Source organism: Microcoleus sp. D2_18a_B4 (genome assembly GCF_036702475.1).
Lineage (GTDB): Bacteria > Cyanobacteriota > Cyanobacteriia > Cyanobacteriales > Microcoleaceae > Microcoleus.
On record NZ_JAUBTL010000011.1, the window covers coordinates 1 to 10,330 of the forward strand.

General features: G+C 47.2%; 8 protein-coding genes. 3 read left to right on the forward strand and 5 right to left on the reverse strand.

The genetic code is table 11. The features are described from left to right. Nucleotides 1-134 precede the first annotated feature (134 nt). The 4 genes from clpX to QUB04_RS09020 all read right to left on the reverse strand — a co-directional run bounded on the left by clpX (nucleotide 135) and on the right by QUB04_RS09020 (nucleotide 4,930). Complete coding sequence (gene clpX / locus QUB04_RS09005) at nucleotides 135-1,478, reverse strand: ATP-dependent protease ATP-binding subunit ClpX (protein ID WP_333283461.1); 1,344 nt, start codon at nucleotides 1,476-1,478, stop codon at nucleotides 135-137. Between the two features lie 9 nt (nucleotides 1,479-1,487). Next, the gene (gene clpP / locus QUB04_RS09010) at nucleotides 1,488-2,177 is read right to left on the reverse strand and encodes an ATP-dependent Clp endopeptidase proteolytic subunit ClpP (RefSeq protein WP_333045253.1); all 690 of its coding nucleotides are present in this window, start codon (nucleotides 2,175-2,177) and stop codon (nucleotides 1,488-1,490) included. Between the two features lie 428 nt (nucleotides 2,178-2,605). Continuing rightward, nucleotides 2,606-4,033 carry a trigger factor gene (gene tig / locus QUB04_RS09015; protein ID WP_333283463.1) on the reverse strand — a complete coding sequence of 476 codons (1,428 nt, stop codon included), beginning with the start codon at nucleotides 4,031-4,033 and terminating at the stop codon, nucleotides 2,606-2,608. Nucleotides 4,034-4,774: 741 nt separating this feature from the next. After that, nucleotides 4,775-4,930 carry a hypothetical protein gene (locus QUB04_RS09020; RefSeq protein WP_333283465.1) on the reverse strand — a complete coding sequence of 52 codons (156 nt, stop codon included), beginning with the start codon at nucleotides 4,928-4,930 and terminating at the stop codon, nucleotides 4,775-4,777. A 118-nt stretch (nucleotides 4,931-5,048) separates the two neighbouring features. On the opposite strand from QUB04_RS09020, the gene QUB04_RS09025 reads away from it, so the two are divergent. From QUB04_RS09025 to QUB04_RS09035, 3 genes are all read left to right on the forward strand, one after another. Continuing rightward, nucleotides 5,049-6,092 (forward strand): aspartate-semialdehyde dehydrogenase, encoded by a 1,044-nt coding sequence (locus tag QUB04_RS09025; protein WP_333283467.1) that lies wholly within the window; start codon nucleotides 5,049-5,051, stop codon nucleotides 6,090-6,092. A 107-nt stretch (nucleotides 6,093-6,199) separates the two neighbouring features. Beyond that, on the forward strand, nucleotides 6,200-7,093 hold the full coding sequence (dapA, locus tag QUB04_RS09030; protein ID WP_333138498.1) for a 4-hydroxy-tetrahydrodipicolinate synthase: 894 nt from the start codon (nucleotides 6,200-6,202) through the stop codon (nucleotides 7,091-7,093). Between the two features lie 400 nt (nucleotides 7,094-7,493). Then, nucleotides 7,494-9,398 (forward strand): ribonuclease J, encoded by a 1,905-nt coding sequence (locus QUB04_RS09035; RefSeq protein ID WP_333283469.1) that lies wholly within the window; start codon nucleotides 7,494-7,496, stop codon nucleotides 9,396-9,398. Nucleotides 9,399-9,859: 461 nt separating this feature from the next. Here QUB04_RS09035 and QUB04_RS09040 read toward each other — a convergent pair whose 3' ends face one another. Beyond that, nucleotides 9,860-10,135, reverse strand: coding sequence for a MoaD/ThiS family protein (locus QUB04_RS09040; protein ID WP_006632924.1), 276 nt, complete (start codon nucleotides 10,133-10,135; stop codon nucleotides 9,860-9,862). Between the last annotated feature and the right edge of the window lie 195 nt (nucleotides 10,136-10,330).

Below are 10,330 nucleotides of genomic sequence, written 5' to 3' on the forward strand. Positions count from 1 at the left end.
GTTTGGGGCAACCATTCCCCAAAAATCGGAGAGGTTGCATAAAATTCCCTCTCCGACCCCGAAAGGGGATTTAATTCAATGTAAAGCCGTCCTATAAGGACGGGGCTTCAGACCCAGTTTTTTGGTGAAAACTTTTAAGCTGACTCTGGCTTGGGCAACGAAGACGGAAGTACCAATAACTCAGCCGTCGATCGCTTCTCGACCATTTCCTTAGTAATCGTACACCGGGCAACATCCTTGCGCGACGGCAACTCGTACATCACATCCAACATCAATTCTTCGACAATTCCCCGCAGCGCCCGCGCTCCAGTTTTGCGGCGGTATGCTTCCTGGGCGATCGCCCGAATCGCCTCTGGCTTAAAGTCCAACTGCACATTATCCATCTTCAGCAGCTTTTGATACTGCTTAACCAAAGCATTGCGCGGCTCAGTCAAAATCGCCATCAGCGTTTCCTCATCCAGCGGCTCTAACACCGCCGCCACCGGCACCCGCCCAATAAACTCAGGAATCATCCCAAACTTCACTAAATCATCCGGTTCCAGTTGCTTGAGTACATCAGCAGCCCGCTTTTCCTTCGGCTGAGCTTCTCCGGGCTGAATAAAACCCATTGACTTTTTGCCAGTTCTCTGCTCTATCACTTTCTCAAGACCGACAAAAGCACCGCCGCAGATAAACATGATATTGCTAGTGTCAATTTGGATGCAGTCTTGGTAGGGATGCTTGCGGCCACCTTGGGGAGGTACATTGGCGATCGTCCCCTCAAGCATTTTCAGCAGCGCCTGCTGCACACCTTCCCCAGACACATCCCGCGTAATCGAAGGATTTTCGCTCTTGCGGGCAATTTTGTCAATTTCATCTATATAAATAATTCCGCGCTGCGCCTCTTCCACGTCCATATCTGCCACTTGCAGCAGCCGCAGCAAAATATTTTCCACATCTTCCCCGACATAGCCCGCTTCCGTCAGCGTCGTCGCGTCAGCCACCGCAAACGGCACGTCTAGCATATCCGCCAAAGTCTGAGCCAGCAGAGTTTTTCCGCAGCCCGTCGGCCCGATTAACAAAATATTCGATTTTTGCAGTTCTACTTCTTCCGGCGGGTGCTTGCCGCTATTTTTGGCATGGATAAAGCTCAGGCGCTTGTAGTGGTTATAAACTGCCACCGAGAGCACCTTTTTCGCCTCATCTTGCCCGATCGCGTTTTCGTCGAGATAATTTTTAATTTCCCTCGGCTTGGGAATTTGGCTCATCGACATACTTTTGCCCGAAGTAGCGCGGCGCTTTTGCGTCGTTTCCTGCTTCGGGGCCACCGCCGCTGCGGGTACTGCACTCGAATCAAACAACTCCTCATCTAAAATTTCATTGCACAAGTCAACGCATTCGTCGCAGATATACACCCCTGGGCCTGCGATCAACTTGCGTACTTGCTCTTGAGACTTGCCACAAAAGGAACATTTTAGATGGGAGTCGTACTTAGACATAACAGCCTCTTAATTCAGTGCAGTGACATTCTCTCCCGCCGTCGGAAGGTTTTCCTTTTCGATAACTCGATCGACCAAACCGTAATTTTTGGCTTCCTCGGCTGACATAAAAAAGTCGCGCTCTGTATCCGCCTCTAATTTGTCGATCGGTTGACCTGTGTGGTGCGCTAGCAGTTGATTCAGCTTACGCTTATGATAAAGGATTTCTTTGGCTTGAATCTCAATATCCACTGCTTGACCTTGAGCGCCTCCAAGCGGCTGGTGAATCATAATCCGGGAACTCGGAAGAGACATCCGCTTACCGTGGGCTCCTGCTGTCAACAGAAATGCGCCCATACTCGCTGCCAAACCGTAACAAATCGTCACCACATCCGGGCGGATTTGTTGCATTGTGTCATAAATTGCCATGCCGGCCGTCACCGAGCCGCCGGGGGAATTAATGTACATTTGGACATCTTTTTCTGGGTCTTCGGCATCTAGATACAATAGCTGAGCCACTATTGAGTCAGCAACTTCGTCGGTTACGGGAGTTCCTAAAAACACAATTCGCTCCCGCAGCAAGCGCGAGTAAATGTCAAAGGCCCGCTCGCCCATCCCCGACTGTTCTAGTACCATCGGCACTACATTGCTGGGGCTGGAACTGACATCAAAATCGTTATAGCTTGTAATTAGGTAATTGGAAGATTGAGATACAACCATAAGACACCAGTCAAGGATTCTAGACTATTTGCTGCTGCTGATGAAAGCTTTAAATTAAGCCGCCAGCTTTTAACTATTATGCCTCTTCTGAACAGATATCGGGGGAATGGGGAATGGGGAATGGGGAATGGGGCATTGGGCATTGGGTATAGTCGAGCAAAAATCTTGTGACTATTTAACCCAAATTCAACAGTAGCTCGACATTTAACGTAAAATTCGATCGCACTTCAGATACCCCCGATCGATCCCCGCCGTAGGGACACTCCAATACCCCATTAGTGTCCACTTAAGCTTTCAGCCCGCCAAGTCCACCAGTGGACCCGCTAGTCCGGCAGGGGTTTAAACCCCTGCCGGACTGCGGGTTTAACGTGTTTGTTGACACGAAGAAGGGCTGGCGTGCGGTGTCCCTACTACTTTGATTCTGCGCCCTAATCTTCGCCTACAACTTCAACTTCGACGCTTGTGGCTGCTTCTGAAGTTTCTGCATCATCTGCATCATCTGCATCTGCATCAGATTCTTCTGCGGCAGGAGTCAGTGAGCCTTCTGGTACGAGTTCGATTGTTCCTTTTTCTTCCAACCATTTCAGGGTTTTTTGTTTGAGCAAGTCTTCTGCTACAAATTCCTGCAACCTTTGGGGGTCAAAATCTCCTTTGGGAAACTGCTTTCTGATTTTTGCTACTTCTGCTGCTACTTCTGCTGGTTCAACAGATAAGGATTCCAGCTTGGCTACTTCTGCCAGAGCTAGAGTCTGCTTGAGCCGATCGATTGCTTCCGGGCGCGAGCGTTCCCGCATCGGGCCCATATTTTCTTCGGTAAACAGTTGGTTGATATCTATGCCGTAATTTTTCAATTGGAGGGCTTGTTGATTCAACAAATAATCGATTTCGCGATCGAGCATTGTTTCGGGAATTTCCACTTCTATTAGCTGCGCGAGGGCTGCTGATATAGCTTTTTCCTTATTAGCTGATGTCTTGTTTTCTTGGTCGGCTTTAAACCGAGTTTCGAGCGATTCGCGCAGTTCTGCTAAAGTTTCAAACTCGCTGACTTCTTGGGCGAAGTCGTCGTCCAACTCCGGCAATTCTTTTTCCTTAAGTTCTTTGAGAGTAATCGTAAAGACGGCAGGTTTCCCCGCTAATTCTTCACTGCTATACTCATCTGGGAACTGCACAGAAACTTCTCTAGTTTCTCCTGGATTCATCCCGATCATGCCTTGGATAAAGCCCGGTACAAACTGATTTTCCGATAATTCTACTTGAAAGTCTTCTGCTTGAGCGCCAGGAATTTCTGCGGGAGTTTCGCCTTCGGGTGCTTCCGCAAATCTACCGGAGAAATCAACCAAAGCCGTGTCTCCCAACTGAGCCGGCCGGCCTTCTACGGGGATTAAAGTAGCTTTGTCCGATCGATATTTTGCCAGTACCTCATCTACCTGAGCCTCATCATACTTAGCTTCTTCTGCTTGAAGCTGCAAACCTGTGTACTGACCCAGTTTCACTTCGGGTTGTACATCAACCTTCGCCGAAAAAATCAGAGGCTGTTCTGGATCGAACTTAGCTAGTAATTCTTCAAACTCGGTGCGAAGTTCAAAACTGCCAATTGCGGCAATTTTTTCTTGTTCGAGGGCTTTTTGCAGGGAATCATTAATCAAATTTTCCAAAGCCGTCGCCTTCAAACGACTCTGGCCTAGGCGCTGTAGCAAAACTTGACGGGGAACTTTGCCTTTGCGGAACCCAGGAATACTAACCTCGCGAGCAAATTGTTTAATTACTTGCTCGTAAGCTTGTTTTGACTTTTCTGACGGTACTTCGATTTCCAGACCAATTTGGCTAGCTGGAAGTTTTTCCTGGGTTACTTTCATCGGCTTTTTTGATATTTAACAATAGTGTATTGACACTCCCTGACCTAAAGGACAGGGATTCTTAATTCAGCGACTGACCTTAAAATGTTGCGTCCTTTCGGCAATCCTCAAACTTTTTAACCGTAGAAATCCTACCAATTAACGAGCCTGATTCGCAGTCATCCCTTCTTGGTCTATCTCCAAAAGCGTACTAGGATATTTACCTAGAGTTCGGGTATGCCCTACCCTACTTAACAAGACTAAATAGTTTGTTTCTCTGGTTAAAGGAACTGTGTTAAGCCCCTAGCTGTTTATAGAGTTTTCGCCGCTCTGAGTCCCCCGGTTTACGCGCCAAAGTGTGTCGTTAACTGTTTTTATGCACTAGGGCGCAGGAGTTTAACCTTGACTACTCTAGAATACTAGAAATTTCCTGACTTTTAGGAAGGGATTTAAGAAATTAAAGCCGTCCTAGAAGGACAGGGTTTTAGACCCAATTTCCTTGATAAAATACATACAAATCTGACTTTGCCTGCATTTTAATTTTGTACGCTTTGACTCGTAACGGCACAACTACAACACCTTTACCGGATAAGACTGTAAGTCATTGCCGGCTACTTTTTTGGCTCTTGCCAAATAGTTTTGGTTTGAGGATACTAGCTTTTGCTGCTAGGAATGTGGAGGTTAAGTCCACTAATTGCCGATGCACCATAGCACATATCGCCCTGTGATGTCAATCTTGCCGGTCTCTGCGGCCAGTCAAAGTCAATGGATGCGCCTGCGAAAATGCAGATATATCGCAAAACTTAACCGGATGCGGATTGGGCGTGGGCGAGCGGCAAAAGATGCTAAACTGGCATTGGGTACGATCGCACGGATCGATCGGGAAGTTCGATCGGCCTTTTCGCTTAACTGCACCATTGCTATCCTCTCATGCTCCTGATGTCGCATAACATTAATTAAGTTTGATATTGAGAATTGCAGTTATTTAAATTTTTGATTTCGATCGTTTAGACTTTAATTTGTGGAGGAAAGTAATTTGTCTCAATCCTATCGAGTTGCCATTTTAGGAGCTACCGGCGCAGTCGGAGCCGAGTTGCTAGAACTCTTGCACAGCAGGAGTTTTCCGATTTCTAACTTGAAGCTGCTGGCTTCGGAACGTTCAGCAGGCACAACTTTGCCTTTTGGCGGCGAGATGCTGCCGGTCGAAGCAGTTTCGGCGCGATCGTTTGATAACGTAGATCTGGTGCTCGCCTCTGCCGGCGGCTCTACTTCTAAATTATGGGCTCCGCAAGCAGTGGCAGCCGGAGCCGTGGTAATTGACAATTCTAGCGCCTTCCGCATGGATGCGAACGTACCGCTAGTGGTTCCCGAAGTCAATCCCCAAGCGGCGGCAGCTCACCGAGGTATAATTGCTAATCCCAACTGCACGACTATTTTGATGGCAGTTGCCGTTTGGCCACTTCACAAAGTTAGGCCGATACAGCGCATCGTTGTAGCAACTTACCAGTCTGCCAGCGGGGCGGGGGCGAGGGCAATGGAGGAAATGAAAGCTCAAGCAAGAGCAATTTTGCAGGGGGAAACGCCCAAAACAGATATATTTCCATACCCCTTAGCATTTAATTTGTTTCCGCACAACACCCCGATTAATGATTTGGGGTATTGTGAAGAAGAAATGAAAATGGTAAACGAAACTCGGAAGATATTTGGTACGGACGAGATTAAAATTACGGCAACTTGTGTGCGGGTTCCCGTACTGCGGGCTCATTCGGAAGCGATTAATCTAGAGTTTGCAGAGCCTTTTAGCGCGATCGAGGCCAGGGAAATCTTAAAGCAGGCAAGCGGGGTTAAGCTGGTAGAAGACTGGCAAGCTAATTATTTCCCGATGCCTGTCGAGGCCAGCGGTAAGGATGACGTGTTAGTTGGCAGGATTCGCCAAGATATTTCTCACCCCTGCGGGTTGGAAATGTGGCTGTCGGGCGATCAAATTCGCAAAGGGGCGGCTTTAAATGCGGTGCAGATAGCTGAGTTGCTGGCCCAAAAAGATTTGTTGCGAACCCAAGTGGCGGCGGCTTCTACTTAGGGGGAACCCTGGCAAGGGGGAAATTGAAATTGGGGATTTTAGATCAACCTTTCATCTGAAATCAAAAATTTAAAATCAAACATCAACAGTCTAAAATCGGAGAAAGTGTGGTAAAGTTTGGACGGGTTCTGACTGCAATGATTACGCCGTTTAAGGAAGACGGCAGCGTTAACTATGCGGTAGCAGAAAAATTGGCAGTTCATTTAGCCGATCGCGGTACAGATAGCTTGGTAGTGTGCGGCACTACTGGCGAGTCTCCCACTATGACCTGGGATGAAGAGTACGAATTATTTCAGGTGGTACAAAAGGCGGTGGCCGGTAAGGCGTTGGTAATCGCAGGAGCCGGATCGAATTCTACTTCAGAAGCAGTAGCAGCTACCCAAAAAGCAGCTAAACTAGGGTTAGATGGTTGTTTGCAGGTGGTTCCTTATTACAACAAGCCGCCGCAAGAAGGTTTATATAATCATTTTCGGGCGATCGCGCAATCTGCTCCAGAATTGCCTATAATGTTATATAACATCCCCGGTCGCACTGGTCAGAATATGTTGCCGGAGACGGTGGCTAGATTGGCAGAAATCCCCAACATTGTGGCCGTAAAAGAAGCCAGTGGCAACTTGGATCAAGCAAGTCAAATTCGGTGCTTGACATCCCCTGAATTTGCCATCTATTCTGGAGATGATTCCCTAACTTTGCCAATGTTGGCGGTAGGAGGATCTGGTGTAGTTAGCGTAGCCAGCCATCTGGTAGGAGAGCAACTGCAACAGATGATCAAAGCTTTCGAGGCCGGTCAAGTTCAAGTCGCTACCCAGATTCACTTGCAACTTTTTGACCTGTTTAAAGCTCTTTTTCTCACCACAAATCCCATTCCCGTCAAGACAGCTCTCAAACTTCAAGGCTGGGATGTAGGCTCCACCCGTCCGCCCCTGTGCGATCCGCCCGTTGAGGTAACTCAAAAGTTAAAGGACGTACTGAGTCAGCTAGCAGCAGTATCAGCTAGCTAGACGAGCGAGAACGAGTTTTCAGACAACTGAATATTGGTTGTGATAAGTCATTAGTTGTTAGTCATTAGTCATTAGTAATTAACTGTTAGTAATTAGCTAACAGTCAAAAAATAAAGACTGAGGATTAAAGACTGAAGGCAAAAGACAACTGACTGTAGGGGATAGTAAAACCCCGTAGGGGAGTTTTCCACAAATATCTTGGAAAAAATCGCCCCCATCAACGAACAACAGATAAAAACCTCCCAAAAAGCTTGTCTTGAACAGGCAGGATGCCTGTTCCACAGGGATTATTGGAGAGGTCTAGACAGTAGGCGACAGACGACAGACAACAGTCAACAGTCAACAGTCAACAGTCAACAGTTAACAGACCAATAACAAAAATAACTAACAAAGGATACGCATGATCAAAAATACAACTGCATCTGCTCTAAAAGTTATTCCCCTCGGCGGGCTGCACGAAATCGGTAAAAACACTTGTGTGTTCGAGTACGGCGACGAAATCATTCTTTTAGATGCCGGTTTAGCGTTCCCGACAGATGGAATGCACGGGGTAAATATTGTCCTTCCAGACATGACTTACCTGCGGGAAAACAGCCACAAAATTAAAGGTATGATCGTGACTCACGGTCACGAAGACCACATAGGTGGTATCCCTTATCACCTCAAACAATTTGAAATTCCGGTCATCTACGGCCCCCGTTTGGCGATGGCTTTGCTAGCCGGAAAACTCGAAGAAGCCGGAGTGTCTCACCGCACTGAATTGAGAACGGTTCGACCCAGGGATACTGTCAGAATTGGCAAGAATTTCTTAGTCGAATACATCCGCAACACTCACTCGATGGCCGACAGTTTTACTGTGGCAATTCACACTCCCGTGGGAATTGTGATCCACACCGGAGACTTTAAAATTGACCACACTCCTGTAGACGGCGAGCATTTTGATTTGCAAAAGCTAGCCGAGTACGGCGAGAAAGGCGTGCTGTGCTTGATCAGCGATTCTACTAACTCGGAAGTTCCCGGTTTTACCGCTTCGGAAAGTTCTGTGGCGCCGAATTTAGACAGAATTATCGCTCAAGCACCGGGAAGAGTGCTGCTGACGACTTTTGCTTCGTCGGTACACCGATTGCAAATTGTTTTGGACTTGGCTAAGAAAAACAATCGGTATGTCGGAGTGGTTGGCCGGTCGATGCTTAACGTCATCGCTCACTGCCGCAATCTCGGCTACATCAAATGCGAAGATAGTATTTTCAAACCTCTGAAAGAAATCCGCAATTTGGCTGAAGACAAGGTACTGATTTTAACTACGGGTTCCCAAGGCGAACCGATGGCGGCGATGACTCGCATTGCTAACGGCGAACATCACGAACTGAAAATCAGAAAGGGCGATACAGTCATTTTCTCGGCTAATCCGATTCCGGGAAATACGATCGCAGTGGTAAACACGATCGATAAACTGATGATGCTGGGAGCACACGTGGTTTACGGCCGCGACAAAGGCATTCACGTTTCCGGCCACGGCTGTCAAGAAGACCAAAAGTTAATGATTAACATGACTCGTCCCAAGTTCTTCTTGCCAGTACACGGGGAACACCGGATGCTGATCCAGCACTCCAAGACGGCTCAAAGCATGGGCATTCCCGCTAGCAATATGGTGGTTATTGATAACGGCGATGTCGTAGAATTAACTGAAAATTCAATGCGAGTCGCTGGTCAAGTGCCTTCAGGAATTGAATTGGTAGATTCTTCTCGATCGGGGGTTGTCAAAGCCAGCGTCCTCAAGGAACGTCAGCAGTTGGCGGGAGATGGCGTTGTAACTGTAGCGGCGGCTTTGAATTGGGAAGGCAAATTAGTTGCCAAACCAGAAGTTCACTTGAAAGGTGTAGTGACATCAGCCGATCGCGCCGAGGTGATCAAATTAATCACTCAAACCATTGAAACAGTTTTGAGCGATCGCTGGTCAGAATTTGTCAAACCCGCCACTGCTGACTCGCAAGTTGACATTGACTGGGTAGGAGTGCAAACCCAAATAGAAAAAGCAATTCAGCGAGTGATGCGCCGGGAACTTCAAAGCAATCCGCTGCTGGTATTCCTGATGCAAATTCCAGAAGAAGCAGTGCGATCGGAAAAAGCAGCAGTATCTCCAGGTTCCCTGGAAGCACCTAAGCTATTATCATCGCCATCATCGTCATCATCACCATCATCGCCATCATCGCCATCCTTGCCATCATCGCCATCCTTGCCATCTCCTGCAAATCAGGTGACGGGCCGGCGCCGTCCCCGGACTGCTGCAAGGGCAGCTTCCTAGTGCGATAATTCTCGGACGCACTCCGAACCAAGAAAGGAGTTTTAGGTTTGTAGTTGCGCTTGGACGCCCAAGCGCAACTACAAACCTAGATTTGATTTCATAAGTAGCTCCACCTCAAAAATGTCAGTATAGAGCGACGTAACTCCTGATAGGAATTCCGCTTCTATTGGAATGATTAAACCGCAGAGGGCGCAGAGGAGACAGAGAAACGGAAGAGACAGATGAATCATTCCGATGTCAACGGATTTGATATGAGATCTATTTTGCTAAGACATTTAAACTTGTCAAGATGGAAGAGTTGCGACTCGATGTATTTCAGGAAGCAGCTACTTACCTAATCCGGGATTTGTAGGATTTTCTCGGTTAGGGAAGGAGTAGTTTTTAAACCGTAAATAAACGCAAGTGAACGCAGATAGTTATTTAAATCTATCTGCGTTCACTTACGTTTATTTTAAAATTAATCAGCCACCAGCAACTGCTGGAACAATGCTGACTTCATCGCCATCTTGGAGGGCTGTTTTTGAGCCATCCAAAAAGCGGATGTCTTCGCTGTTGACGTAGAAGTTGAGAAATCTGCGGGGTTCTCCCTTTTCGTCGCACAGGCTTTTTTTGATGCCGGGACAATTTGTTTCCAGCGATTCAATTAGTTCGGAAATGTTATCGCCGGCGCATTCGATGGTGGCTTGATTGTTGGTAAATTTTTGCAGGGGAGTGGGAATTAAAACTTTGACGGTCATTTTTTTAGTCCTTAGTCAGTAGTCAGTAGTCAGTAGTCAGTAGTCAGTAGTCAGTAGTCAGTAGTCAGTAGTCAGTAGTCAGTAGTCCTTAGTCAGTAGTCAGCAGTCCTTAGTCAGTAGTCCTTAGTCAGTAGTCAGCAGCTTAATAACTAATAACTAATGACTAATGACTGATGACTATTAATCAGTAGTCCT

What these genes read in the sequence shown, in the direction of transcription:
- QUB04_RS09020 (WP_333283465.1), bottom strand. Translation starts at nt 4,930, where the DNA reads ATGGTGCAGTTAAGCGAAAAGGCCGATCGAACTTCCCGATCGATCCGT.
- tig (WP_333283463.1), bottom strand. Translation starts at nt 4,033, where the DNA reads ATGAAAGTAACCCAGGAAAAACTTCCAGCTAGCCAAATTGGTCTGGAA.
- QUB04_RS09040 (WP_006632924.1), bottom strand. Translation starts at nt 10,135, where the DNA reads ATGACCGTCAAAGTTTTAATTCCCACTCCCCTGCAAAAATTTACCAAC.
- QUB04_RS09035 (WP_333283469.1), top strand. Translation starts at nt 7,494, where the DNA reads ATGATCAAAAATACAACTGCATCTGCTCTAAAAGTTATTCCCCTCGGC.
- clpX (WP_333283461.1), bottom strand. Translation starts at nt 1,478, where the DNA reads ATGTCTAAGTACGACTCCCATCTAAAATGTTCCTTTTGTGGCAAGTCT.
- clpP (WP_333045253.1), bottom strand. Translation starts at nt 2,177, where the DNA reads ATGGTTGTATCTCAATCTTCCAATTACCTAATTACAAGCTATAACGAT.